Genomic DNA, 24,737 nt, shown 5'->3' with positions numbered 1-24,737 from the left:
CACGCTACGGTGGCAAAATGCCTTCATCCATCGTGGCGGACACCAGTGACGTGACCGGAGATGGGCTCGGCGAACGGTCGCCCCGCCGCACAAAACGAGAGCAACTCGCCGATCCGCGGCGCTGGAACGCGCCATGGGTGTTGGCGTTCGCCGCGTTCGCCGGGTTGGCGGTCGTGTACATCGTCTATTCGGTCAGGCGCTTCGAGCGGCTCGGATACACCGGTTGGGACTTGGGCATATTCACCCAGGCAGTGCGCGCCTACGGCCACTTCGAAGCGCCGATCGTGCCGCTCGAAGGCACCGGCATCAACTTGATGGGCGACCACTTCCAGCCCTGGATCGCCCTCATCGGGCCGATCTACCGGGTCTTTCCGACGCCGATCACGCTGCTGGTGGTCCAGGCGTTGCTCTTTGCGCTGGCGGCGATACCCATCGTGCGATTGGCGACCCGGCAGCTGGGTGTTGCCGTGGGTGTTCTGATCGCGCTCGCGTACGGGCTTTCCTGGGGTATCGCCCACGCGCTGGCCTTCGACTTCCACGAGATCGCGCTGGCCGTGCCACTTCTGGCCTTCAGCATGGTTGCCATCGTCGAGGAGCGGTGGCGCGCCGCGTTGCTCTATGCGCTGCCGTTGGTCTTCTGCAAAGAAGATCTCGGGTTGACCGTTGCCGTGCTCGCGGCCGTAGTTGCGTGGCGATGTGGTCCGCAGGCTTACCGCTGGGCGGCCGCCACCGCGGTCTGGGGTGTGCTCTGGACGGTCCTGGCGACAAAGGTGTTCGTTCCCGCGTTCAGCAGCGGCGACTATTCCTATGGGACGAAGTTCGCCGAGTCGCCTGCCGAGGGGGTCAAGGAGTTCCTCCTCGGATTTGCCGCCGGAGATGCGCGCGCCTCGACCGCCTTCATGCTGCTGGTGATCACGCTGTTCCTCGCGGTGCGTTCGCCGATCGCACTGATAGCGGTCCCGACCATCGCATGGCGATTCTGGAGCACCAATCACCTCTACTGGTCCGACGACTACCACTACGACGCGATCTTGATGCCGATCATGTTCGTCGCGATGATCGATGCCCTGATGTCATTGCGCAGGCAGGGCCGGTCGCGGCGGGTGGTCACCGGGTTCGCCGCCGGGGCCGCGGTGATCGCGGTGGCGCTGGCCGCGGGTGGCCCGCTGCACCGACTTGCCGAGGGCGATTTCTACACCCCGGCCACAGTTGCGCAGTCGGTGGAATCACTCGCCCGTGAGATCCCGGACGGTGAATCGGTCGCCGCAACCAACAACGTTGCGCCGCGCCTTGTTTCCGACTACGAGGTGACGCTGTTCCCGCGGTTGGATCGTGACCGTTCCGTCCCGGAGTGGATCATGGTCGACACGAACACCTACAACATGTTCCCGACCAGTCCCGATGGTGTTCGCAAAGAACTGGAGCAGATCGAAGCCGGTGGTCAGTACCGTGTGGTCGACGACCGTGGGGGCGTGGTGCTGCTGCACCGGCGCTGATCGGGCCGGTGCAGCAGGGACTCAGTCGCTGATGCTCTCCCAGAGGAACTCATAGGCCAGTGCTGATTTGAAGGCCGCCTGCTTGTTGTCGGCGGCGCCGCCGTGGCCACCCTCGATGTTCTCGTAGTAGCTCACCGAATGCCCCAGTTCTTCCATCCGGGCGACGAACTTGCGGGCGTGGCCGGGATGCACGCGATCGTCGCGGGTCGACGTCGTCATCAGGAGCTTGGGATAGTCGGCATCTTTGCGGAGTAGTTGGTACGGAGAGTATTTCGAGATGAACTCCCACTGCTCCGGGTCGTCGGGGTCGCCGTACTCGGCGACCCAGGAGGCGCCGGCGAGCAGCAGGTGGTAGCGCTTCATGTCGAGCAGTGGGACCTGGCAGACCAGGGCGCCGAACAGTTCCGGGTAGCTGGTGAGCATCACGCCCATCAGCAGGCCGCCGTTGGATCCGCCCTGCGCTGCCAGTTGCTCACTGGCGGTCAGGCCGCGTGCGATCAGATCCTTTGCGACACTGGCGAAGTCCTCGTAGACGAGGTGGCGGCCTGCGAGTTGGGCCTGGGTGTGCCAGGTCGGTCCGTATTCGCCGCCACCCCGGATGTTGGCGATGACGTAGATGCCGCCGCGCTCCACCCAGCTGCGACCGGAGACCGCGCCGTAGCTCGGTGTCAGCGAGTTCTCGAATCCGCCGTAGCCGTACAGCAGGGTCGGTCCCGAATCCACGTCGTCGCGTTTGACCACGAAGTACGGGATCTGGGTCCCGTCATCCGACGTCGAAAAGAACTGGGAGGCAGTCACATTGCTCGTGTCGAACAGTGCGGGTGACTGCTTGATCGGGGCGACGCCATCGGTGCTCGACCCGTGCAGCAGGCTCGGTGGGGTGGTGAAGCTGCTGGCCGACAGGAACAGTTCGTCGCTGTGGTCGGGATCGGTGTCCAGAACCGAGATGGTGGCCAACTCCGGAAGTCCGGCGAGTTCGGAGACCGACCAGTCGGACACCGAGAGCAGACGGACCTGTGTCTGTACGTCACGCAAGGTCACCAGAACCAGATGCTTGGACGTGAACGAGAAATTCTGGAGGCTCGTGTGGTCGTCGGGTGAGAACAGTACTGTCGCTTCGCGATTCCCGGTCAGGTACGCATCGTGGTCGAAGACCAGCAGCGTCCCGGTTGGGTACGTCTGAGACTCGCTCAATTCCCATGGCGAGCGGGTGAACACCAGCAACCACTGACGGTGAACGCTGGTGTGTGCATCGGTGGGGACATCGATCAGCGTCGGTTCCGCGTCGTCTCCGACGAGATAGAACTCCTGGTGGAAGAAGTCGGTCGACCGGACAACGAAATGTCGTTCGAACCCGGGTGTGTCGTCGTACATCGCCTGTACTGCAACGTCTTCAACAGATCCGGCGAATACGGTGTCAGCTGATTCGAGTGGCGTTCCTCGGGTCCAGCGCTTCACGACGCGGGGGTATCCGGAGTGGGTGAGCGCCGGTTTGCCGTCGGAGTGGGTTCCGAAATCGGTGCCGACGTAGACGGTGTCGTCGTCGATCCAGTCGATATCGGATTTGTTTTCCGGCAGGGTGAACCCACCGTCGGCGGAATCGATCCATTTTCTCGAGACCATGTCGAACTCGCGCACGACCGAGGCGTCGGCCCCACCACGCGAGAGCAGGATCAGTGCCCGCTCATGGGCCGGACGCAGAACCAGGGCGCTCTTCCAGACCCAGTTCTCGTCTTCGACGGCGGCGACGGCGTCGAGGTCGATCAGCACATCCCATTCGGGGGAATCGGTGCGGTACTGCTCCAACGTGGTGCGCCGCCACAGACCACGCGGGTTGGCGGCGTCACGCCAGTAGTTGTAGAGGTGGTCGCCGCGCCGTCGGACATACGCGATGCGGTCGTCGGTGTCGAAGACTTCAAGGGCGGCGGCTTGCAGTTCCGAAAAACGGGTTCCGGTGGTGAGGCGATCGAGGGTGGGTTGATTGTGCTCACGCACCCAGGTCAGGGCGTCATCGCCGGTCACATCTTCGAGCCAGAGGTAGGGGTCGGAATAACTCACGCCGACCAGTCTGCCGCACCGGCGCGCTCGACGTTCACCAGCGGTCCGGTGCTCAGGGGGCCGAGGCGGGTGGCCAGGACTGCCAGGTTCATGCGCAAGATCTCCATGGCCAGCGAGGAGTCGACGGTCGAGAGGGTGTCGCGGTCGCTGTGCACGTCCGTATTGGCCCGGTCATCGGCTTCGATGGTGAGGACCGCGGGGATCCCGGCATCGATGAACGGCACGTGGTCGCTGGCAAACGGGTTCAACGACGTGGACACCGACAACTGGGTATAGGTACCGGCGGCCGCCACCAGGTCGTTCATCAACGCCTGCGAGTTCTGCCCACCTTCGATCATGACGCCGGGTGTGGCCGAGTTCTTGCGGCCGATCATGTCCATGTTGATGACGGCGGCGATCCGGTTGCGGACTTCCGGCGCGAGCGTCTCTACGTAATCGATGCTCCCCAGCAAACCCTGCTCTTCACCACCGAACAGGATGAGCACCACATCGTGGTGCCACGTACGACCGGCCAAAACCGCTCCGAGTTCGAGGACTCCGGCCGAGCCCGATGCATTGTCGTCGGCGCCCGGTGCCGGATGCGCGCGTCCGGCCTCGTTGACAGAATCCAGGTGTGCGGTGGCCAGGATCAGGTCGCGTGGTTCGGGACCGGTTCCGGGTAGGTGAGCGATGAGGTTCGCACTCGAGCCCTCGCCGACCGCGACCGGTGCGCGGTACACCTGGTATCCGGCACCCTCGAGTTCGGTGGCCGCGAAATACATGGTGGACCGGAACTCCGGACTCAGCGAATGCCGGGTGACCGGGGTGGTGATGGTCGACAGGAACCGGCTGTAGCGGGAGCCCGACAACGCCGAGAGAATGGCGGCGATCTCAGGATCCGGCACGGCCCTGACCATCGGCGGATGTTCGATGGTGGGCGCGATGCGCAGCGCCGCTGCTCGTCGGCAGGTCGGTTCACGCTGGACTGCGATGGTGTCTTCGGTATGCATGGCAGATTCCTTTCGGTTCCGGTCCCGTTATGGCCGTCGGACCTCGATCCGCTGACTGTCGCGGTGAACGATCTCGGGTGCCGGAGATCCGGTCGATTCGTGCAACCGCTGTCCGGGTACGTCGTCGCGGCCGAGACCGAGCTCGATCACCGATCCGTCAGGCTCGATCTCGAGGCCACGGCGGCCTCTGGCAGGCGGGAACTCGAAACCGTCGGGTCGGTAGACGGCCACATCGTCGTGGTCTTCTTCGAATGAATGCCACCAGCGCTGGTCGGCCACGGCGGTCACGGGGTCGGGGAGCCTGCGCCGACGCCCGCACTCCCGGCCGTCACCAGCGCTGACCGGGCGGTGTCGAGGCTGGCGCGCATCCGGCTCACCTGCCCGGCGGTGAACATCACCATCGAATCGTCGTCGGTGTAGTCCATGTAGTCCATGAACAGGTCGCCGTGCGGGGCGTTGTTGCAACTGACGTGTGGATACGACGGTTTCCCGGTGTTCTCCGACCCCTGATTCGGTGTGTCGGAGACCTCGTCGGTGCCGCCGCAACCGCTCCCGTCGTCGCCCCAGATGTGGAACAGGTTGAGATAGTGCCCGATCTCGTGGGTGGCGGTGCGGCCGAGATCGAACGGCGATGTGGCGGTTCCGGTGGTGCCGAACGCGGTGTGGGTGATCACCACACCGTCGGTGTCCGCGGGTCCGCCGGGGAATTGCGCGTATCCGAGCAATCCGCCACCGAGGAGGCCGACCCACACGTTCAGATACCGGTCGGTGGGCCAGGCGTCGATGCCACCTCTGGAGGTGAACTTGATCGCGTTGTCGGTATTGAACGTCGCGTGTTGGGTCGATGTGCGGGTGATACCGGTCGTCGGGTTGCCCTCCGGGTCGGAGGTGGCCAGCGAGAACTCCACGCGGGCGTCGCCGACCCGGTCTTTGAAAAACTCCGGGACCCGATCGATGTCGTCGTTGGTGGCACGGTAGTCGCGGTTGAGAACCTCTATCTGGCTGTGTATCTGAGCATCGGAGATGTTCTCGGCGTCGGTGCGGGCAACCACATGCACGACCATGGGAATGTGGACGATCTCGGTGCTGAGTCGTTCGAGGGCTTCGAGTTCGATGGTTGTGGTTTCGAGTTCTGCCCGCGCCCGACGATAGTCCGCCGATTCGGTGAGCAATCTACGATGTTCGGGCATGGCCCCGCACAGGCGCGTGGTCGGGGGTTCGATGGTGGTCATGACGCGTTCTCCGATCAGAGGATGAGGTCTGCGGTGCGGATGAGTTCTCGTGCGGTGTGCGAGCTTTCGATGTGCTCCAGCGGATCGGAACCGATGTAGGCGCTCAGGTCGAGGCCGGATGCTCCTGCGATCCTGCGGACCGGAACCTGGTAGGTACGGTACGCGCCAAAGGCAAAAGCTTCAGGCGCGGTGGCGAATTCGTCCAGAAGTGCTTCCTGGCTGAGGAGGTAGCCGGTGGCCGACAGTGTGCCATCGCCCTTGACCATCGTCGCGACTTTCCAGAATTGTCTGGGTAGTTTGAATCCGCGATATGGCGGGTCGTCGTCGGCGAATATCGGGCCGGTCAGAACGTTCACCTTGAGTGCGTTGTTCTGGGCGCTACGCAGGAGGTAGTCCTCCAGACCCACCCACAGTGTGCTGCCCGCATTGAAATCATGATGTTGCGGGGTGCAATTGGTGAAGTGGAATGTGTCGTCATTGGCGGCTTTCGCCTGCGGCCCCCACGCCGGGTCGAGGCGCCGTACCAGGTGCCCTCGGTCGAGTGGGTTGTCGCGGTAGAGGGCTTCGTCGGTTTGTTCGCCGGCGGCGATACGTGGATCACGAATCCACCGGTCCGATTCGCGGGGTGGATCGTTCGCCTGGCGGCCGTCGATGTTGACGGCCGTGAACAGTGCCATCCGGCGTGGGCGATGCATCATCACGCTGAAGTGGTGGTACCGAAGTTCTTGAGAAGCAACCGGTTTGACGGCATCGGTGAGTGTGGGTAGCGGTACCGGCCGGGTCAGGAATCGGGGGTCGTAACCATCGCGGGTGGTGTAGTCGGGGTCGATCGAGATTGCCTCGGTGCCGGTGCCGGTGCCGGTGCCGGTGTTCACGGTGCCCACATCGGCCCTGATCGTCGTGGCGGTGCCGTCGAGATGCACGGTGATCTCCACCGGCACCCGGATCGTCGTGGCGGTGTTCACGGATTGCGCCTCGCCGTGGCCCGGTTCGCCCTCGCCCGGGCTGCGCGCCGGCGACGATGACACCCCGTCGCCGAGCAGCGCGCCGACGAGTTCCGTCTGCGCGGCCGTCAGGGGCTGTGATCGCAGATGGGCCAGGATGCTGCTGATCCGGACTCCTTCGTTCAGGTAGCCGCCGAACCGCGTCTGCTCGGGGGCGGGCACGCTGGCATGATGCAGCGCAACAACTTCCCACTGGTCGTTGAAAACAGGAGAGCCCGATGAACCGGGTTCGGTGTCCGCGGAGTAGTGGACAAATCCATCGGGGATGTCGACGAGTTTGTTCTCGCGCAACACGATCTGCTTCCTGCGGCCACCGGGATGTTGAACGATGGTGACGGATTCGCCGACGATGACCGTGCCCTGTGCGGAGGTGAGCCGGTTGAATCCGAATGTCGCCAACTCCGGTGCCGGGGCGTCGACGGCAACCAGCGCGAAATCACGTTGGCGGTCGGCCAGGAAGAAACGGTCGGGTGCAAAGCTGAATGATGCGCCGGACAGCGGAACACCGCCCGCCCCGTCCTGGTAGTTGAACTCGATCTGACTCGTCCGGGCCGTGTCTGCGTCCGGCAGCACATGGTGATTGGTCAAGAGCAGCGATGGGGTGACGAGGAATCCGGTGCCGTAGCCACTTGGCCGACCTGACCTGACACCGATGTTCACGCGACCAACCGACCGCGATGAAATCACACCTTCGTCGAGGTATCGGACGCTGAGGAAGTCGGGGGAGTTGATGATCTTCTCGAGATCGGCACCCTCCATGTCGAGGACATCTGCTGCCCGGTCCACACCCCTGGCGATGGTGGGTTCGGGTGTGAGAGGTGCTGAGTCGGGAGCGTAGTAGCGGGTGATCCGGGCCAGGCGATTGGTGATCCGGGCCGCCGAATCGGCGTCGGCGAGGTGGCCGCGGGACACTGCGTCCTCGTTGCCGCTGCGTTTGCCCTGTCGTTCCGCGATTCTTCGCGCGGCGGCGTCGGTCTGAAGTCGGTTTTCGGAGTCGAATGCGCTGCGGTGTGATTGCGTGAGTTCATCGGACTGCGGCTGGACGATTGTCATGGCATGTCCTGGTCGGGTTCGGGTTGAGGGTCTTCGCTTGCGTCGAGGTGGTGGCGTGATTCGAGAATCCCGCGATCCCGCGGTCGGCGCACGCGTAGTCCGCTACTCGAATCCGCGACCCGGCACTACGTGATCCCGATCGAGGACGTGTCGAATTGGGGGCTCGTCAATCGTCATCACCGTGATGGACCGCCGAATGCGGACCACAATGGATGAGATGTGAGGAGTCAGACGATGCGATACGCACTACTTCTGAACAACCAGGAGCCCGCAGAGGGTGAGATCTCCGACGACGACATCGCCCAGATGCAGGAAGCATTCGGCGTCTACGGTAATGCGCTGGCCTCAGCCGGCGTGCTGGTTGCCGGGGAGATCCTGCAGTCGGTGGCGGCCACGACGACGGTGACCCGGCGAGACGGCAGCCTGCAGATCCAGGACGGCCCGTTCGCCGACACGAAGGAGGCTTTGGCGGGGGTGTTCGTGATCGACGTGCCCGACCTGGACGCCGCGCTCGCGTGGGCCGAGAAATGCCCGGGAACCCAGTACGGCGTGATCGAGGTGCGTCCGGTCGGGATCTCGCTGGTGGACGGCCGCTGGGTCTGAGCCGTGCCCGAGCCCAGGACCGAGGTGGACGTGCGTGCGGCGATGACCGCGCGCACGTCCTACGGACGGTTGCTGGCGCTGCTGGCCGCCGCCGACGGTGATGTGCAGGCAGCCGAAGATGCGCTGGCCGACGCCTTCGAGCGGGCCCTGACGCGGTGGCCGCGCGTAGGGGTGCCCGACAACCCGGACGGATGGATCCTCGCGGTCGCCCGCAATCGGCAACGGGACCGCTGGAAATCCGCGGCCTACCGCAATTCGGTTGTGCTGGAACCGGATCGCCACGCCGGCGTACATCTCGATGGCGTCGACCCCGATGCCATCGGGGACAAACGTCTGGCGCTGATGCTGGTGTGTGCGCACCCGGCCATCAACCCGGCTGTGCACACCCCGCTGATGTTGAACACGGTGCTCGGCTTCACCGCCGAACAGATCGGCCGGGCACTGGCGATGCCCACTGCGACGCTGGCCGCGCGTCTGGTTCGTGCCAAACGCCGAATCAAACAGGCGGGCATACCTTTCCGAATTCCGGACCGGACCGTGCTTGCGGAAAGGATGCCAGCGGTCGCCGAAGCCGTCTATGGCACTTTTGCCATCGACTGGCACAGCAGCGGAACCCAACGCAGGGACGGTCTGACCACCGAGGCGCTGTATCTGGCCGAAACACTGGCCGAACTGGCGCCGTCGGAAGGGCGGGAGATCTCGGCCGAGGCGCATGGACTCGCGGCCCTGATCTGCCTGTCCAATGCCCGGCTACCGGCTCGCTACAGCTCGGACGGCGCCCTGGTCCCGCTGGCCGAACAGGATGTCGGGCGGTGGGATGGCTCGCTCATCGAACGTGGGCAGGCGCATCTACGCACCGCGCACGGTTGCGGTGTGCTCGGACGCTTCCAACTCGAAGCCGCGATCGAGTCGGTGCACATCGCCCGTCGCGAGCTGGGAACCACCGATTGGTGGGTCCTGCGTGATCTGTACCGGGTACTCGACACGGTCGCACCGACACTGGGCAGCACTGTCGCACTTGCCGCGGTGACATCGGAGGTCGACGGCCCGGCGGTGGGGTTGGACCTACTCGAGCAGATCGCGGACCGGACCGGCCACTTTCAGCCGGCATGGAGCACTCGCGCGCACCTGCTCGGGCAACTCGGCAGAACAGCCGAGGCCCGGGATGCGTTCGCCAAGGCCATCTCTCTGACCACCGATCCCGCGCAGCGCAGATATCTCGACCGTCGGCTCAGCGAGCTGGAACCACGATGAGCGTGCGTAGCCGGCTATTGATCGGTGATCTCACGCAGATAGGTCAGGACCGCGGTCACCCGTCTGTCTGTGCCCGATCCCGGTTCGGCCACGAGGTCGAGTTTGCTGAAGATCGCCCCGACATGTTTGCGGATCGCGGCTTCACTGACGAACAGTTCGGTTGCGATCGACCCGTTGGTCCGGCCCTGGGCCATCAGCGACAGCACTTCTTGCTCACGCCCGGTCAGCTGTGAGATCGGCCCGCCCGCACCATGATTGCCCACCAACTGGCGCACCACATCGGGGTCGATGATCGTGGCCCCGCCTGCCACCTCGGTGACCGATTGCAGAAACGATTGCACGTGTCCGACGCGATCCTTCAGGAGGTAGCCCACCCCGCCACCAGTGGATGAACTGATCAGTTCGGGTAGGTATGCGGCCGCCACATACTGCGAGAGCACCAGGATTCCCATATCCGAGAATTCTGTACGCAGTGCGGCCGCCGCCCGCAACCCTTCGTCGGTATGTGTCGGCGGCATTCGGACGTCAGTGATGACGAGGTCTGGGCGCAGCGCCCGTGCCGCTGACACCACGGCATCACCGTCGCCGACCTGGGCGACGATTTCGTGGCCGGCGTGCGCCAGAATCGCTGCGATGCCCTCACGCAGGAGTAACGAATCCTCGCCCAGCACGACGGTCAGTCCGCCGGCGGCGTTCAATTCGGAGTGAGCGGGCACAGTATTTTCACCTCTGTCGGGCCGCCGTCGGGACTGACGACCTCCAGTGTGCCGCCGATCGCGGTGCAGCGGATCGCGAGCCCGGCGATGCCGTGCCCGCCGCTCTGGTCGGCCCCACCGACACCGTTGTCGGTGATCCGCAACATCCAGTGTTCGGTGGACGCGGTTCCGGTGACAGTGATCGACGTGGCATCGGAGTGCTTGAGAGCGTTCGATATCGATTCGGCGACAACAAAATACGAGCAGTCCTCGACGGCCTCATGAAGCCGTGATCGACCGGTGTCCAGTTGCACTGCCACCGGAATCGGTGTGCGCCCGGCGAGTTCGCGAACCGCTGCGTCGAGTCCGTGGGCGGCCAATACCTGCGGCGAAATGCCGCGGACCGCGTCGCGTAGATCACTCAGGGCCAGATCTGCCTCGCGGTGGGCCCGCATGATCAGGTCACGGACCGGGCCTTCGTCTGCCTTGACCTCGGCCAGTCCCAGCGTCATCGTCAGAGCCACCAGGCGATGCTGAACACCGTCGTGTAGTTGCCCTTCGATCCGGCTGCGTTCGGTGGCGAACGCGGTCACGAGATCAAGTCGCGACGCTCGGAGCCTGCTGATCTCCGAGCGGAGGTCGCTGTCATCGGGGTCGAGCAGGATCCGTGCCGGTGCGGCTCTGACGATCGCATAGGACGGGATCAGGTACAGGACTGAAGCGGCGAACCAGATGACCCCCACCGCCGCGAGGATCCATGCTTCCCCAGCCGTGGAAGCGGACCAGGAACCGAAGGTGACCGGAGCTGAATCCTCTACCGCCCAGGGAGAAATCAGCAGTGCCACGCCCAGAACTGGGCCGAGGAGCAACACTGCGCAGTCGACGAACCACGTTGCCGTCAGGAGCATCGCGAACACGACCTCGCGCCACTGCAGTCGCCACGAACGGAGCAACGTCAGATACTCGCGCGCGGACAAGGGCTCCTGTTTACGGATCCGGAACAACCGCGTCTCCGAGCCGGCGTCGAGTAGCTGAAGGCGTTTGCGTTCGACCTCGGCGGCAGCACTGACCAGTAGCGGCACTTCGCGCAGCACGAAGAACCCGACGATCAACGGCAGAGTGACGACACCGATGAACAGGACCGAACCGAGTATGAGCATCAGGACCAGACCGCTGATGGCGCTGGTGATCACATAGAAAAGGGCACGCCACGGCCACGCTCCCACGGCGAACCGCAGGGGGTATCGACGGAGGGTCGCTCCGGCCGTTGTCATGGCCTCTGGCACAAAGTCAATCTATGCGACGCCGATGACGACCGGGGTAGCGCACACGCTACTTATCTCGGACGCACAGGCTACTGACCGGAGCGCTCCGGTCCGATGGAATCGACAAGGTGACCACACAACCACTCAATGATGTTCGCGTACATGCGCTCACCAAGTCCTTCGGAACCCGCCGTCAGCCGGTGCCGGCATTGACCGGCATCAATCATGTTTTCGGCTCGGGCACATTCACCGCGGTGATGGGTCCGTCCGGATGTGGCAAGTCGACGCTGCTGCACTGCCTGGCGGGACTGGAACAGCCGAGCACGGGGAGCGTCGCGCTCTGCGGGATGCGGCTCGACGGCATGGGGGAACGAGCCCTGACCAGAATGCGTCGCGACCACGTCGGCTTCATTTTTCAGGACTACAACCTCATGCCCGGTCTGACGGTCGGCGAGAACCTGACTTTGCCGGGCCGGTTGTCCGGGCGTCGCCATGATTCGGCAGAGGTTCGCGATGCCTTGGAAGAGGTGGGCCTGGGTGGTCTCGAACGTCGCAGGCCCATGGAGTTGTCCGGTGGTCAGCAACAGCGGGTCGCCATCGCCCGCATCATGATCGCCACGCCCGGGGTGCTGTTCGCCGACGAGCCAACCGGTGCTCTCGACAGGCCCACCGCCACAGCCGTACTCGGACTGCTTCGCCGTGCCGTCGACACCTTGGGGATGACGTTGGTGATGGTGACCCACGATGAAGACGCGGCCGCGTGGGCCGACGAGGTGTTGCGCCTCGATGGCGGACGCATCGTCTCGAGGGAATACCCTCGCGCGGCCGGCGCGATTCGATGACCGGGGTTCGCGCGATTCGTGAGCAGCCGCTGCTCTACCTCGGTCTGTTCATCTCGCTGGTGTTCGGATCAATGTTGGTGGCAGCCACCACGATCTGCCTGTCCGCAGATGCGCAATACCAAGAACAGACTGGCCGGAGCAGCGACTTCGGCGTGCTCCTGGGCTACGTGGCGATGATCTGCGGATTCATGACGGTCAGCGTGGTGATGACATCGTGCTCGTTCATGGTGCGACTGCGACGGCGCGAACTCGGGTTGCTCCGGCTGCTGGGGGCATCTGGGTCCCGGATTGTGCTGGGGGAGTTGACCCAGATGCTGCTTTTGGCGCTGGTGGCCGCCGGGGTCGGAAGCCTGCTGGCCCTGGCCGCAGCGCCGATCCTGTTTGCCGCAGCACATCATTGGGGTCTGACGGAGACAACCCTGTCCGTGACGGGGGTCTGGCCTGCCATCGTGTCTGCAGGCATCGTCAGCGGGACGGCGGCAGCGCTGGGCGGATATCTGCCGGCTCGCAGGGCCGCGAGGATCTCACCGTTGGCGGCGCTTCGTGCTGCCGACATGAACACGCAGCCGCGGTCGCTCTGGCGGCTGGTGCTCGGAACATGCTGTGGCATCAGTGGAATCGCCCTGATCGCCGCCGTCCGACCGGATGCACCGGTGCAGGCGATGCTGGTCGGCATTTGTGCACCACCACTGCTGACCTCCATGGTTGTAGCCTGGTCGCCCTGGTTGCTGCCTCGGTTGGCGGCGATAATGCTGCAGCCGTCGTCGAGGTTCGATCCGGTGGCATACGCAGCGCGCCTCAATACCCGGACCTCGGCACCCGCCGTGGCGGCACTGGCCGCACCGGTCATCGCCATGATCGCGATCTCCGGGGGGTTGGCGTTCACGATCGACACGTCCGAAGTGCTCGCTGAACGCGCATTGCAGCGGGATCTGATGGCCGATGTTGTGGTGTCCGGTCCGGTGGTGCCGCAGTCGCAGCCGGGTATCTCGGTCGACAGTCCGCTGCTCTCCGAGTTCACCCTGTTCGGTGATTACATGACCGCGTCGGCTGGGGTGATGGGTATCGACCCGCAGGCATACGCGCAGACGTGGCGCGATGCCGGGCGCGCCGGCGCCTTGGACGAACTCGGACCCGGGACCGTTGCGATCGGGGAGTTCGAGGCGTCCGATCGGGGGCTGGGTGTGGGGTCGGTGCTGACCGTGCGAATGCCCGACGGTTTTGAGCAGAAGTTGCGCGTGGTGGCGTTGATCAATGACGACGCCGGGGTGGCACCACCCTTTGTGATGTCGCGTGACGAGGTCGCGGCACACGATGCGCAGGCCGGTGTGGAGTACTCGTTTCTCAGCGGAGAGGCGGCGGTCGAGAACTTTCCCGGTGCGATGAGCCCGCAGGAGTGGATTGCCGCGACCACCGGAGAGATCCGGGACGAGAACACGATCGTTCTGGCGGTCTTGCTGGTACCGCCCTGCCTGTACGGGCTGTTGTCGATGGTCAACACGGTGATGATGCGGACCTCGGTGCGTGGCGGGGAGTTCCGGCTGGCACGTCGACTCGGGTTCGAACCGGACCAGGTGGTGGCGATGGTCCGCTACGAAGTGATAGCCACGGTGGCGGCGGCCTGCATCGCCGGCGCGGTGATCGGGGTGGGTATGGGTGCGTTCGTCCGTCAGATGGTGTTGCACGACGGACTCGAGGTGTTCCTGCGGCCCGAGTTCTTCGGGCTCGTCGCACTGGGCCTCGTCGGCGGTCTTCTGACGACCTGCGCGGCGACCGTCGCGTCGAGAAATCAGATCCGCAGTGAGGTCAGCTGACGGCTTCGGCTTCCGAGACCTCGCCGGTGCGGACCGGGCAGCGGGTACGCGAATAGATGGTCGGCATGCACAGGTTGCAGTGCACGCATTTGGAGACCGTTGTCGGATCGGCCTCGATGCGCAGAATGAGGTCGGGCTCGCGAAGGAGCGCCCGGCCCATGGCAACGAAGTCGAAGCCTTCGGCGAGCGCGAGATCCATCGATGCACGATCGGTGATGCCGCCCAACAGGATCAGCGGCATCGACACCGCTTCACGCAACTGGCGCGAGAGGGGCAGCAGGTAGGCGGGCTCGTAGTCGTACTTCTTCAGGAAGAACGGGGCAACCGCTTTGAGGCCCCAGCGCATCGCACCGTGGAAGGCATCGGAGAACTCTTTGCGCGGTACCTCGCCGTGGAACAGGTACATCGGGTTGAGCAGCGAACTGCCCGCGGTCGGTTCGATGGCATCGAGAAAACCGTCGGACTCGAACATGCGGCCGACCTCACACGCCTCGTCGACACCGAAGGAACCCGGGAAGCCGTCGTACATGCTGAGTTTGGCCCAGATCGCCACATCGTCGCCGACCTCGTCGCGGACGGCTTCGGTGATCTCGCGGCAGAACCGCGCCCGGTTGACCAGCGATCCGCCGTACTCGTCGTGGCGGCGATTCAGCAATGGGCTCAGAAAACAGCTGGCCAGATAGTTGTGACCGAAGTGGAGTTCTAGTCCGTCGAAACCGCTGTCGACCGCGAGCCGGGCGGCCCGCCGGTACTTCAGCACAGAGTCGGCGATGTCGTCGGTGGTGAGCTTTTTACACAGCGCCATGCCCATCGGAGCTGGAATGCGGGACGGGGCATGGGCTTTGGCCTGATTTGAGATGGAGTTCGCGACCGGGCCTGCATGCCCGAGCTGAGCTGCGGCGAGGGCTCCCTCGGCGTGTATTGCCTCGGTCAGGTCGATCAGGCCGGGCACGGCCTCCGGGCGCATCCAGATCTGGTGGCGGTCGGTGCGGCCTTCGGGCGAGATCGCGCAGTAGGCGACGGTGTTCATCGCGACACCGCCTGCGGCAACCTCTCGGTGGAACTCGATGAGTTCGGGTGTCACCAGGGCATCAGGTGTTGCCCCCTCAAACGTGGCGCATTTGATGATCCTGTTGCGGAGTTTGAGCGGACCGAGCGACGCGGGGGCAAACGGTGTGGGCTGCACCCTGCTGAGGGTATCTCCCAATTGAACGACGAACAAGAACAGGTTCTAGTTCCGACTATCTGATGATTCCATCCGGCCGGGGTCGGGTGACGAATAGCGCGTGGAGGTCCGATTCGCCGCGGCGCACGGACGCCGCTACCGGCGGCGTGGTCGCGAACTGCAGACGCAAGGGGCTTGACATGAAAGCACAGCACAAGCGGCATCTTCGACCCTCTGATTCGGGCCGTGACGACTGGCTCGACGCCCTGCCCGCCGACCCCGAGGGCCAGGAGTTCGCCGATGGTGGTGGCGGGTACGCCGCGCTGATGTCGCCGCGGGACCTGTGGTTGTGGATCCCCGCTGGATGATCGCTGATCGGTCGCTACGTGTCGTTCATGTGAATCACGCTCTGGCTAGGGGGTATGTGTCAGCGCGCCGAAGTGCAGCGACGTAGGGTAGAGCGCGTGGCTGAACACTTTGACACAGTTGTCCTTGGCGGAGGTCCGGGAGGTTACGTCGCCGCGATCCGGTCGGCGCAACTCGGGGCTAAAACCGCCGTAATCGAAGAGAAGTACTGGGGCGGTGTCTGCCTCAACGTGGGCTGCATCCCGTCCAAGGCGTTGCTGCGCAACGCCGAGCTGGCACATATCTTCAACCATCAGGCGAAGACCTTCGGCATGTCGGGGGATGTGACCTTCGACTTCGGTGCTGCGTTTGATCGCAGTCGCTCGGTCGCGGACCGGATGGTCAAGGGTGTCCACTTCCTGATGAAGAAGAACAAGATCACCGAGATCGACGGGTTCGGCGAGTTCGTCGGGCCCAAGACGATCAAGGTCGGCGATCGGGAGATCACGTTCGACAACGCGATCATCAGTACCGGCTCGGTGGTCAAGCTTCTGCCCGGCGTCGAATTGTCCGACAACGTCGTCACCTACGAGGACCAGATCCTCACCCGCGAACTCCCCGGCTCGATCGTGATCGTCGGCGCCGGTGCCATCGGCATGGAGTTCGGCTACGTGCTTGCCAACTACGGAGTCGACGTCACCATCGTCGAGTTCCTCGACCGTGTGCTTCCGAACGAAGACAAGGACGCGTCGAAGGAACTGGCCAAGGCCTACAAGAAGCTCGGCATCAAGGTCCTCACCTCCACCAAGGTGCAGTCGATCGATGACCAGGGTTCGAAGGTCGTGGTCAAGTACGTCGACGCCAAGGACAACGCCGGTGAGCTCACGGTCGACAAGGTCCTGATGTCGGTGGGCTTCGCCCCACGCGTCGAAGGTTTCGGCCTCGACAAGACCGGCGTCGAGCTGACCGATCGCGGCGCGATCGCGATCGATGGTCACATGCGGACCAACGTCGACGGCATCTATGCGATCGGTGACGTCACCGCGAAGCTGATGCTCGCCCACGTGGCCGAGGCCCAGGGCGTCATCGCAGCCGAGACCATCGGCGGAGCCGAGACGATGGTCATCGATGACTACCGGATGATGCCGCGGGCGACGTTCTGTCAGCCGCAGGTTGCTTCCTTCGGTCTCACCGAGGATCAGGCCAATGACGAGGGCTTCGACGTGAAGGTCACCACCTTCCCGTTCTCCGCCAACGGCAAGGCTCACGGCCTCGGCGAACCCACCGGTTTCGTCAAGCTCATCACCGACAAGACCAACGACGAACTGCTCGGTGGACACCTGGTCGGCGACAACGTCTCCGAGATGCTGCCCGAGCTGACGCTGGCACAGAAGTGGGACCTGACGGCCAAGGAACTGGCCCGCAACGTCCACACCCATCCGACGATGAGTGAGGCCATGCAGGAAACCTTCCATGGCGCCATCGGTCACATGATCAACCTGTAGATTTTCATGACCGATGAAGGGCCCGGCGACAATTCGCCGGGCCCTTCATTCATTTCCAGGCTGTGGACGCCGCCCGGACCGCTGGATCTGCGGGCCACGTTGGGTCTGCATCGTCGCGGAAGTGGTGATCCGTCCACCAGATTCGCGCCGAACGGTTCGATCTGGCGCGCGATTCACACTCCAGATGGTCCTGGAACGCTTGCGGTTTCGCATCACGGAGCCGAGGTGTTGGGGCGGGCTTGGGGTCCGGGTGGTCCGTGGTTGCTCGAACACATGCCGACAATGCTCGGCAGCCAGGACAGCCCGGAGGAGTTTGTCCCCCATCACGACGTCATCGCCAAGCTCGCGCGTCAGGGACGAGGGCTGCGCATCGGACGCACCGATCGGGTCTGGGAATCGCTGGCGGCGGGGGTGCTCGAACAGAAGGTGACCGGTGCCGAGGCCTGGCGGTCATGGCGGTACATCCTGAAAAAGTTCGGGGAGCCGGCACCGGGCGCGCCGAGTATGAGAGTGCCACCACCGCAACAGGTGTGGCGTGAGATTCCGCAATGGGAATGGCATGCCAGTGGTGCAGAACCGGCGAGACGCCGCACGATCGTCTCCGCAGCCGGCTACGACGTGGAGCGCAAGGCCGATCGACTGCATCTGCTGCGCGGAATCGGGCCGTGGACCGCGGCGCAGACCAGGGTGCGAGCGGTCGGGGACGCCGATGCGGTGCCGGTGGGCGACTTTCACTATCCGTCCATGGTCGGCGGCACGCTCATCGGTAAACGGGTCGACGATGACGGGATGCTCGAACTTCTCGAACCCTATGCCGGACATCGCTATCGGGTGATCCGGTTGATCGAGTTGTACATGCCGATGCCCGCCAGGCGGGCTCCCCGGATGCCGACCCGCGACTATCGAGACCTCTGAATCGGGACAGTCGCAGTAAACGGTATTCTCGCCCGGCTCCAGGCTGTCCTTGGGTCGGCTCTGTCGTTGCCGCTGCTGGTGTTGTGGTTTCATCTCATGTACCTGCCCCGGGCGCGACAACTCGCGCCACCGGAGGTGGTGGTGGTGAATCCCAGCCGCTGGCGACCGGAGTGGCCCGACGCCGATGTCCTGGTCAAGGCCAGCCATTTGTCGGTTGTCTTTCGGCAACTGTGCTTGTGACCCTGGTTCTGTGATCAAACGACCTCAGAGCACCGTGGAGTTCCGGGTGTTGGCGTGCGTGGTGGCGATCCTGTGCGCAGCCTTCGCCGGTCTGCACTTCGCGTGGGCGTCGGGGTGGCGCACCGGCCTGCCGGTCAATGCCACACTGCTCGCGGGGCGGCCGTTGTTTCTGGCCTACGAGGTTGTCACCGGGGCCTTGCTGTTCGCCTCGGCCGCTATCTGCGTCGTGATCTGCCTGGCGGAGTTGACCGGCCGTTGGCATCGCCGGGTGACGCTGTTGGTGCTGGTCGGAAGCGAAATTGCAGTGATGCGCGGGGTGACCGCCTCGATCTTCGACGTGTCCGCGGTATCCAATGACGTGCCCGTGCACCCCGCAGGCATGCTGGCGAACGTGTCATTCGTCGTGATCGGCATCTGCGGACTCGTGATCTGGCGGGTCATGACAGGTGACCGTCGTTCGCTCGCATGCCGCTGACGACCCTTGTCGGGGCGGCAGGGCACCATGGGCACATGACCACTGGAATCACCGCCACCCGCGAGCAGGCTCAGACCATCCTCGAGCAGCTGGCAGGCCCCGACGCCACACTGCGCGATGACCAGTGGACGGCCATCGAGGCATTGGTGGTCCAACGACGGCGGGCGCTGGTTGTGCAGCGGACCGGCTGGGGCAAGTCGGCGGTGTATTTCATCGCCGCCAAGCTGCTGCGTGCCGAAGGTCGTGGCGCGACCGTCATCGTGTCGCCGCTGCTTGCACTGATGCGTAACCAGGTCGCCTCGGCTGAACGGGCCGGGGTGAAGGCGGCGACCATCAACTCGGGAAACGTCACCGAGTGGGACGACATCCATGAGCGCGTGAACAGTGGCGATCTCGACGTTCTGCTCGTCAGCCCCGAGCGGCTCAACAATCCGGACTTCCGTGACAATGTCCTGCCTGCACTGGCCGCAGATGCCGGTTTGGTGGTGGTCGATGAGGCGCACTGCGTATCCGACTGGGGCCACGACTTCCGCCCCGACTACCGCCGGATCCGGACGCTTGTCGCCGAACTCGGGACCGACGTGCCGGTGCTCGCCACCACCGCGACCGCCAACGACCGGGTTGTCGAAGACGTGGCCGCGCAGCTCGGTGTCGGTGGCGGCGACACACTTGTGTTGCGCGGTGGACTCGATCGGGAATCGCTGCATCTGTCGGTGGTGAAGGTTCCGACGTCAGCTGAACGGGTGGCATGGCTTGCGGCCCATATCGATTCGATCGAAGGCTCGGGCATCATCTACACCCTCACCGTGTCCGCTGCTCGTGACGTCGCAACCCTGCTCACCGACCTCGGACACAAGGTCGCCGCGTACACCGGTGCCACCGATTCGGGCGAGCGGGAGCAGCTCGAAGCAGACCTGATGGCCAACCGGGTCAAGGCGCTGGTCGCGACCTCCGCGCTCGGTATGGGTTTCGACAAGCCCGACCTCGGCTTTGTCATCCACCTCGGGGCTCCGTCGTCGCCGATTGCGTACTACCAGCAGGTCGGTCGTGCCGGCCGTTCGACGGCCAGCGCCGAGGTGATCTTGCTGCCGGGAAGCGAGGACCAGGAGATCTGGCGATACTTCGCGTCGGTGGCTTTTCCTTCGGAAACGTTGGTACGCAGGGTGATCGAGGTCCTGGATTCCGATCGGGCGCAGTCCACCCAGGCACTGGAACCGCTGGTCGACCTCGGTCGCTCACGACTCGAGATGGTTCTCAAGGTCCTCGACGTCGATGGTGCGGTCAAGCGGGTCAAGGGTGGCTGGATCGGGACGGGTCAGCCGTGGTCGTATGACGAGGCCCGCTACGAGAAGCTCGCGATGGCCCGAAAGCGCGAACAGCAGGCGATGCTCGATTACCAGAACACCCCCAACTGTCGGATGGTGTTCCTGCGTGCTCAGCTGGACGATCCCGATCTGATCGCCGACAGCAAATGCGGGCGATGCGACAACTGTGCGGGCCAGCGGTATTCGGCAACAGTCGACGGCAAGTCGCTGGATGCGGCGCGCGAACAGCTGCAGCGTCCCGGTGTCGAACTGGCACCCCGCAAGCAGTGGCCTACGGGCATGAAGAAGCTGGGTGTTGAACTGTCGGGCAAGATCTCGGATGGACCCTCGACGGGCCGCGTGATCGGTCGACTCAGTGATCTCGGGTGGGGAAACCGATTGCGTCGGTTGCTCGATGAGCCCGACGCGCCTGCTCCCGAAGAGGTTGTGCGCGCCGCGGTTGCGGTACTCGCCGCGTGGCCGTGGCAGACCCGACCGACCGCGATCATGGGGCTCGATTCGGACTCGCATCCGATCCTGATCGGGTCGGTGGTCGATCGGCTGTCCGAACTGGGACGTCTGACGAACCTCGGGACGTTGCGTTACTCACCAGAACACCGATCGGTGACGGCCGCGAACTCGGCGTATCGGGTGGCCGGCCTGGAAAACGCATGGAGTGATCCCGACCCGGCGACCGTTGCCGCGCTCACCGGACCGGTGCTCCTGGTCGACGACCTTGCCGATACCGGTTGGACACTGACCATGGCGGCTCGGCAACTCCGTCGCGCCGGAGTCTCGGAGGTACTGCCGTTCGCGCTGGCGAGCACGAACTGAGGCGTATCTGAGCGACTGCTTCGGTCACTGACCACCGTCCTGCCTGCCGTTTCGTCGCCGGGCTGACTCCATCAGCGCAGGTCGAGCCGCATCAGGACCGTGGGCGCGAGCGCTCTTTGTCCTGGATCCGGGCGAAAGGTTTGGCCGCTTCGAGTTCGAACGCGAGCTCGAGCAAGGTGCGCTCGTCGCCGTGGGCTGCCGAGAAGTGGACGCCGATGGGCAGGCCCGTCCGGGTACGTCCCATGGGCAGTGAGATCGCCGGACTGCCTGCGGCGTTGTTCAATGGCGTGAAGCTGACGTAGTTGATCAATCGCGGGAACATCACGTCGTATCCCAGTGCAGGCGAGAGGAATCCGAGTTCGGGCGTGGTGTGGCCAAGCACGGGGGAGAGCACCACGTCGAGGTCGGAGAATGCCGCCCGGTATTGCTTCTCGCTGCGCTTGAGCCCGCGGATCGACGTCGGCGTCAGCCAGGGGCGTCGCAGGAAGTCTCGGGCCAATCCCGCCGTGAGCGGATCGAGCTCGCTTTTGTCGAACCTGTCACCGGTGACGTGTTTGCCGAAGTACTTCATGGAGAACGCCATCAGCGTCCAGTAGTGCACGAAGTCGCGAACAAAGCTCTGGTCGGTGGGAACGGTGATCTCTGAGACCTCATGGCCGAGTGACTCCAGCAGTTCCGCGGTCTGCACGACGGCAGTCTTGGTCTCGCTGTCGGTCGGATCCCCGACGATGGAGTTGAGGACCAGACCGACCCGCAGCCGACGGTCCGACGGGCCGTGGACGGACCCGATCGGAGGTAATTTCTTTGCGGGCCGGTACTTCTCAATGGCGGCAACGAATGCGGCGGTATCACGCACTGTTCGGGTCAGGGCGCCGTTGGAGATGATGTCGATCGGCATCGCCTTGCCCTGTATCGACTGGATCTCGCGGCCGCGCGTCATCTTCAGGCCGACCAATCCGCAGGCCGCAGCCGGAATTCGGATCGAGCCGCCGCCGTCGTTGGCATGCGCGATCGGCACCACGCCCGCGGCCACGAGTGCCGCCGACCCACCGGACGACGCACCCGAGGAGTAGCCGGTGTGCCAAGGGTTCCGGGTGGGTGGCGCAGAGACGAATTCCGTGGTGGCGTTGAAGCCGAACTCGGGTAGACGCGTTTTGCCGAGCATCGTCATACCGGTCGACAGGTATTGGTCGACGTACGGTTCGTTGGCCGGTTTCGGTGTCGGTCGGACCGCTCGCGAGCCGGATGCGGTAGGCAGGCCGGCGACGTGACTGTTGTCCTTGATGGCCGTGGGGACACCGGCAAACGCTCCGGTCGCCGGTGTTCTCGTTGCTGCCAATGCCCGGTCGAAGTCCTTGATGACCAGCGCATTGAGGTCTGGTTCGACATTTTCGGCGCGGGCGATCGCCGCGGCGGCGGCTTCGCCGGCGCTGATCTCACCGGCCGCGATGGCGGCCGCCAATGACACTGCGTCATGCTCGCCCAATGCGTCGTCGGTGAAAGCGTGGACGTGGGTTCGGTCGGCCATGCGCACACGGTACTGCAGAGTATTGGTCAGACCACTTGACCTCTTACCGTTGACGGTCCTACCGTCGAAGCATGCCGTTCCAGCCGATCGAACACCGCAGCGTCCCCGAGGACGTCTTCGAGCAGATCATCGAAGGTGTGCTCAGCGGAGATCTGGCTCCCGGTCAGTCGTTGCCAAGCGAGCGCGAACTTGCGCGGGTGCTCGGTGTGTCGCGGCCTGCTGTGCGGGAGGCGCTGAAGCGGGTGGCCGCGGCCGGACTTGTCACCATCAGGCAGGGCGACGGCACCACCGTCCGAGATGTGCGGAAGTTCGGCGGCCTCGACCTGCTGCCTCGCCTGCTCATCCGTCAGGGCGAACTCGATGTGTCGGTGGCCCGTTCGGTCATCGAGGCCAGAGCCCACATCGGCCCCAAGGTGGCCGAGTTGGCGGCGCTCCGCGCGAACACCGCACAGATCACCGCAGTGCGCGACGCGGCGACCAAGCTCGCTGATCTCGGTGACCCCATCGAGCAGCAGCTGGTCGCCCTGGACTTCTGGGACGCGTTGGTCGACGGCGCCGATTCGATTGCGTTCCGGTTGATGTACAACACGATGCGGGCGGCGTACGAACCCGCACTGCCGGCGTTGGCTGGTGTGTTGTCGGCGGAGGTCGGGAATGCGGCCGGCTACCGCGCGATCGTCGACGCCGTCGAAAAGCGCGATCCACAGAGGGCCGCCCGGGCCGCGACGGTGTTGCTCGAACCCGCGACCACCGCGCTGATGGCGGCGTTCACCGAGATGGAAGAGCTGGTCCGGGAGGATTCCGATGACGACTGAACATCAGGCGACCGGCCGGAAGGATCGCCGGAAGGTCTCACTGCAGAGCGCCTTTCGCGAGTTCGTCAGGCACCCGTCACCATGGATGATCATTGTCTTCCTGACTGCTTCGACGATCGCCCGCGCTGCGGTCGGCGACTTCGCCTGGACCGATGCGCTGGTACCGGTGGTGATGGTCGTGTCATTTCCTTTTGCGGAGTGGGTGATTCACGTGTGCATCCTGCACTGGCGGCCCCGGACCGTTGCCGGACTGAAGGTCGACTCCTTGCTGTCGCGCAAACACCGCGAGCACCACAGCAATCCCCGCGACATCCCGCTGATCTTCATTCCGTGGCAGGTCCTGTGCCTGATATTGCCGGTAGCCGTTGCGGGCGGGCTGTTTGCCTTCGGCAGAACAGGATTGGGTTTGACGTTCATGGTGACCCTCGGCGTTCTCGGTCTGCTCTACGAGTGGACGCACTACCTCATCCACACCGATTACAAACCGAAATCACGCTTCTACAAAGCGACCTGGCGCCATCACCGGTTTCATCACTACAAAAGCGAGCATTACTGGTTCACCGTCACCACATCCGGGACTGCCGATCGGCTGCTCCGCACGGCTCCCGACCCCGAATCCGTCGAAAAGTCGCCGACTGCCAAGAACCTGCACGCGATCAGCTGAGCTGCTGCTGCGCTGGTCTCAGGTGAGACGCAGTACTCAGAAGTCTCGCTGGATCCGCAGGGCGCCGATGGTGGTGGCCAGTGAATCATATTGTCCGACAAGGAGTACGAACTCGATCAGCTGGCGCTCGTCGAGGTGGGCGGCCAGGTTCTTCCAGGTGGCATCGCTCAGGTCCTTGGTGCCCACCAACTCGTCGACGCCGCGGAGCAAGGCCTCGTCAACCCCGGACCAGCCCGCCTCGGGGCCCTGAAGTAGCCGTGAGAACTCGGCCTCGTCGATACCGGCCCGCCGGCCGAGTCGCTTGTGATGGTCGAGCTCGTACTGACAGTTGCGCAGATGGGCGGTCCGGATGATCACCATCTCGGCGTGGTGCCGAGAAAGTCTGCCGAACGGCATCATCCGGCTCGAGAAATGCAGCCATCCCCGGAACAGGCCCTTGGCCCGCCCCAGCGTCGAAAAGATGTGCGCGTCCGAAACTCCGATGACGCGGGCGGCCCCGCGGCTGAACACCCAGTTGAAGGGCCCGAGCTGACGGAAATTGCCGGGGTCGATGCGTGGTGTGGTCACGTCTGTCAACCTAGCGGAAGGAGTGTTGAGTAACGCCGGATCACCACCGCTCGGCGGACCCGGCGCCGACCGCAC

Annotated in this window: 22 protein-coding genes; 12 read left to right on the top strand and 10 right to left on the bottom strand. The window is 64.5% G+C overall.

Going from position 1 to position 24,737, the window contains the following annotated elements:
- The first annotated feature begins 17 nt into the window (after window positions 1-17).
- Window positions 18-1,496 carry a DUF2079 domain-containing protein gene (locus tag AC1TQG_RS24200; protein ID WP_482140989.1) on the top strand — a complete coding sequence of 493 codons (1,479 nt, stop codon included), beginning with the start codon at window positions 18-20 and terminating at the stop codon, window positions 1,494-1,496.
- 21 nt (window positions 1,497-1,517) lie between these two features.
- Here AC1TQG_RS24200 and AC1TQG_RS24195 read toward each other — a convergent pair whose 3' ends face one another.
- The 5 genes from AC1TQG_RS24195 to AC1TQG_RS24175 are packed head-to-tail and all read right to left on the bottom strand — an operon-like array spanning window position 1,518 to window position 7,832.
- The gene (locus AC1TQG_RS24195; RefSeq protein ID WP_482140987.1) at window positions 1,518-3,554 is read right to left on the bottom strand and encodes a prolyl oligopeptidase family serine peptidase; all 2,037 of its coding nucleotides are present in this window, start codon (window positions 3,552-3,554) and stop codon (window positions 1,518-1,520) included.
- Window positions 3,551-4,543 (bottom strand): M28 family metallopeptidase, encoded by a 993-nt coding sequence (locus AC1TQG_RS24190; protein ID WP_482140985.1) that lies wholly within the window; start codon window positions 4,541-4,543, stop codon window positions 3,551-3,553. The genes AC1TQG_RS24195 and AC1TQG_RS24190 overlap by 4 nt, the downstream gene beginning before the upstream one ends.
- Window positions 4,544-4,570: 27 nt before the next feature.
- Complete coding sequence (locus AC1TQG_RS24185; protein ID WP_482140983.1) at window positions 4,571-4,831, bottom strand: hypothetical protein; 261 nt, start codon at window positions 4,829-4,831, stop codon at window positions 4,571-4,573.
- Window positions 4,828-5,775 (bottom strand): M43 family zinc metalloprotease, encoded by a 948-nt coding sequence (locus AC1TQG_RS24180; RefSeq protein WP_482140981.1) that lies wholly within the window; start codon window positions 5,773-5,775, stop codon window positions 4,828-4,830. Before AC1TQG_RS24180 ends, AC1TQG_RS24185 begins: the two co-directional genes overlap by 4 nt.
- A gap of 14 nt (window positions 5,776-5,789) precedes the next feature.
- Window positions 5,790-7,832: a DNA/RNA non-specific endonuclease gene (locus tag AC1TQG_RS24175; protein WP_482140979.1), complete on the bottom strand. Its 2,043-nt coding sequence runs from the start codon at window positions 7,830-7,832 to the stop codon at window positions 5,790-5,792.
- A 234-nt stretch (window positions 7,833-8,066) separates the two neighbouring features.
- Here AC1TQG_RS24175 and AC1TQG_RS24170 point away from each other — a divergent pair, with 234 nt between their 5' ends.
- Together AC1TQG_RS24170 and AC1TQG_RS24165 are read left to right on the top strand one after the other, a co-directional pair.
- Entirely contained in the window at window positions 8,067-8,435 is a 369-nt protein-coding gene (locus AC1TQG_RS24170) for a YciI family protein (protein ID WP_482140977.1), read from the top strand.
- Between the two features lie 42 nt (window positions 8,436-8,477).
- A complete protein-coding gene (locus tag AC1TQG_RS24165) occupies window positions 8,478-9,689 on the top strand; it encodes an RNA polymerase sigma factor (protein ID WP_482141466.1) in 1,212 nt (403 codons plus the stop codon).
- Window positions 9,690-9,703: 14 nt separating this feature from the next.
- Here the strand turns inward: AC1TQG_RS24165 and AC1TQG_RS24160 are convergent, their stop codons facing one another.
- Both AC1TQG_RS24160 and AC1TQG_RS24155 read right to left on the bottom strand, forming a co-directional pair.
- Window positions 9,704-10,405: a response regulator gene (locus tag AC1TQG_RS24160; RefSeq protein WP_482140975.1), complete on the bottom strand. Its 702-nt coding sequence runs from the start codon at window positions 10,403-10,405 to the stop codon at window positions 9,704-9,706.
- A complete protein-coding gene (locus AC1TQG_RS24155) occupies window positions 10,384-11,670 on the bottom strand; it encodes a sensor histidine kinase (protein WP_482140974.1) in 1,287 nt (428 codons plus the stop codon). The genes AC1TQG_RS24160 and AC1TQG_RS24155 overlap by 22 nt, the downstream gene beginning before the upstream one ends.
- A 107-nt stretch (window positions 11,671-11,777) precedes the next feature.
- On the opposite strand from AC1TQG_RS24155, the gene AC1TQG_RS24150 reads away from it, so the two are divergent.
- Entirely contained in the window at window positions 11,778-12,491 is a 714-nt protein-coding gene (locus AC1TQG_RS24150; RefSeq protein ID WP_482140972.1) for an ABC transporter ATP-binding protein, read from the top strand.
- The gene (locus AC1TQG_RS24145; RefSeq protein WP_482140970.1) at window positions 12,488-14,305 is read left to right on the top strand and encodes an FtsX-like permease family protein; all 1,818 of its coding nucleotides are present in this window, start codon (window positions 12,488-12,490) and stop codon (window positions 14,303-14,305) included. Before AC1TQG_RS24150 ends, AC1TQG_RS24145 begins: the two co-directional genes overlap by 4 nt.
- Here AC1TQG_RS24145 and AC1TQG_RS24140 read toward each other — a convergent pair.
- Window positions 14,298-15,491: an oxidoreductase gene (locus AC1TQG_RS24140; protein ID WP_482140968.1), complete on the bottom strand. Its 1,194-nt coding sequence runs from the start codon at window positions 15,489-15,491 to the stop codon at window positions 14,298-14,300. The genes AC1TQG_RS24145 and AC1TQG_RS24140 overlap by 8 nt on opposite strands.
- Window positions 15,492-15,670: 179 nt before the next feature.
- Between AC1TQG_RS24140 and AC1TQG_RS24135 the strand changes: the two genes are divergently transcribed.
- The 5 genes from AC1TQG_RS24135 (at window position 15,671) to AC1TQG_RS24115 (ending at window position 21,088) form a co-directional block, all read left to right on the top strand.
- Window positions 15,671-15,838 carry a hypothetical protein gene (locus AC1TQG_RS24135; protein WP_482140966.1) on the top strand — a complete coding sequence of 56 codons (168 nt, stop codon included), beginning with the start codon at window positions 15,671-15,673 and terminating at the stop codon, window positions 15,836-15,838.
- A 96-nt stretch (window positions 15,839-15,934) separates the two neighbouring features.
- Window positions 15,935-17,320, top strand: coding sequence for a dihydrolipoyl dehydrogenase (lpdA, locus tag AC1TQG_RS24130; RefSeq protein WP_482140964.1), 1,386 nt, complete (start codon window positions 15,935-15,937; stop codon window positions 17,318-17,320).
- Window positions 17,321-17,326: 6 nt separating this feature from the next.
- A complete protein-coding gene (locus AC1TQG_RS24125; RefSeq protein WP_482140963.1) occupies window positions 17,327-18,235 on the top strand; it encodes a DNA-3-methyladenine glycosylase family protein in 909 nt (302 codons plus the stop codon).
- A 250-nt stretch (window positions 18,236-18,485) separates the two neighbouring features.
- Entirely contained in the window at window positions 18,486-18,950 is a 465-nt protein-coding gene (locus AC1TQG_RS24120) for a hypothetical protein (protein ID WP_482140961.1), read from the top strand.
- Window positions 18,951-18,985: 35 nt separating this feature from the next.
- On the top strand, window positions 18,986-21,088 hold the full coding sequence (locus tag AC1TQG_RS24115; protein WP_482140959.1) for a RecQ family ATP-dependent DNA helicase: 2,103 nt from the start codon (window positions 18,986-18,988) through the stop codon (window positions 21,086-21,088).
- A gap of 91 nt (window positions 21,089-21,179) precedes the next feature.
- Here the strand turns inward: AC1TQG_RS24115 and AC1TQG_RS24110 are convergent, their stop codons facing one another.
- Window positions 21,180-22,616, bottom strand: a complete 1,437-nt coding sequence (locus tag AC1TQG_RS24110) for an amidase (RefSeq protein ID WP_482140958.1) — start codon at window positions 22,614-22,616, stop codon at window positions 21,180-21,182.
- A 71-nt stretch (window positions 22,617-22,687) separates the two neighbouring features.
- On the opposite strand from AC1TQG_RS24110, the gene AC1TQG_RS24105 reads away from it, so the two are divergent.
- Both AC1TQG_RS24105 and AC1TQG_RS24100 read left to right on the top strand, forming a co-directional pair.
- Window positions 22,688-23,431, top strand: coding sequence for a FadR/GntR family transcriptional regulator (locus AC1TQG_RS24105; protein WP_482140956.1), 744 nt, complete (start codon window positions 22,688-22,690; stop codon window positions 23,429-23,431).
- On the top strand, window positions 23,421-24,095 hold the full coding sequence (locus AC1TQG_RS24100) for a sterol desaturase family protein (RefSeq protein ID WP_482140954.1): 675 nt from the start codon (window positions 23,421-23,423) through the stop codon (window positions 24,093-24,095). Before AC1TQG_RS24105 ends, AC1TQG_RS24100 begins: the two co-directional genes overlap by 11 nt.
- 36 nt (window positions 24,096-24,131) lie before the next feature.
- On the opposite strand, the gene AC1TQG_RS24095 is transcribed toward AC1TQG_RS24100, so the two are convergent.
- Entirely contained in the window at window positions 24,132-24,662 is a 531-nt protein-coding gene (locus tag AC1TQG_RS24095; protein ID WP_482140952.1) for a carboxymuconolactone decarboxylase family protein, read from the bottom strand.
- Window positions 24,663-24,737: the final 75 nt, after the last annotated feature.

Source organism: Williamsia sp. Y844, assembly GCF_056786475.1.
Note: the sequence above shows the minus strand (reverse complement) of the source record. Positions and strands in the feature narration are given on the sequence as shown.

Bases quoted from the DNA above. Each gene is read 5' to 3' on its own strand.
- AC1TQG_RS24200 (WP_482140989.1), top strand. From the start codon at position 18: ATGCCTTCATCCATCGTGGCGGACACCAGTGACGTGACCGGAGATGGG.
- AC1TQG_RS24190 (WP_482140985.1), bottom strand. From the start codon at position 4,543: ATGCATACCGAAGACACCATCGCAGTCCAGCGTGAACCGACCTGCCGA.
- AC1TQG_RS24180 (WP_482140981.1), bottom strand. From the start codon at position 5,775: ATGACCACCATCGAACCCCCGACCACGCGCCTGTGCGGGGCCATGCCC.
- AC1TQG_RS24175 (WP_482140979.1), bottom strand. From the start codon at position 7,832: ATGACAATCGTCCAGCCGCAGTCCGATGAACTCACGCAATCACACCGC.
- AC1TQG_RS24170 (WP_482140977.1), top strand. From the start codon at position 8,067: ATGCGATACGCACTACTTCTGAACAACCAGGAGCCCGCAGAGGGTGAG.
- AC1TQG_RS24165 (WP_482141466.1), top strand. From the start codon at position 8,478: ATGACCGCGCGCACGTCCTACGGACGGTTGCTGGCGCTGCTGGCCGCC.
- AC1TQG_RS24145 (WP_482140970.1), top strand. From the start codon at position 12,488: ATGACCGGGGTTCGCGCGATTCGTGAGCAGCCGCTGCTCTACCTCGGT.
- AC1TQG_RS24135 (WP_482140966.1), top strand. From the start codon at position 15,671: ATGAAAGCACAGCACAAGCGGCATCTTCGACCCTCTGATTCGGGCCGT.
- AC1TQG_RS24125 (WP_482140963.1), top strand. From the start codon at position 17,327: ATGACCGATGAAGGGCCCGGCGACAATTCGCCGGGCCCTTCATTCATT.
- AC1TQG_RS24115 (WP_482140959.1), top strand. From the start codon at position 18,986: ATGACCACTGGAATCACCGCCACCCGCGAGCAGGCTCAGACCATCCTC.
- AC1TQG_RS24110 (WP_482140958.1), bottom strand. From the start codon at position 22,616: ATGGCCGACCGAACCCACGTCCACGCTTTCACCGACGACGCATTGGGC.
- AC1TQG_RS24105 (WP_482140956.1), top strand. From the start codon at position 22,688: ATGCCGTTCCAGCCGATCGAACACCGCAGCGTCCCCGAGGACGTCTTC.
- AC1TQG_RS24100 (WP_482140954.1), top strand. From the start codon at position 23,421: ATGACGACTGAACATCAGGCGACCGGCCGGAAGGATCGCCGGAAGGTC.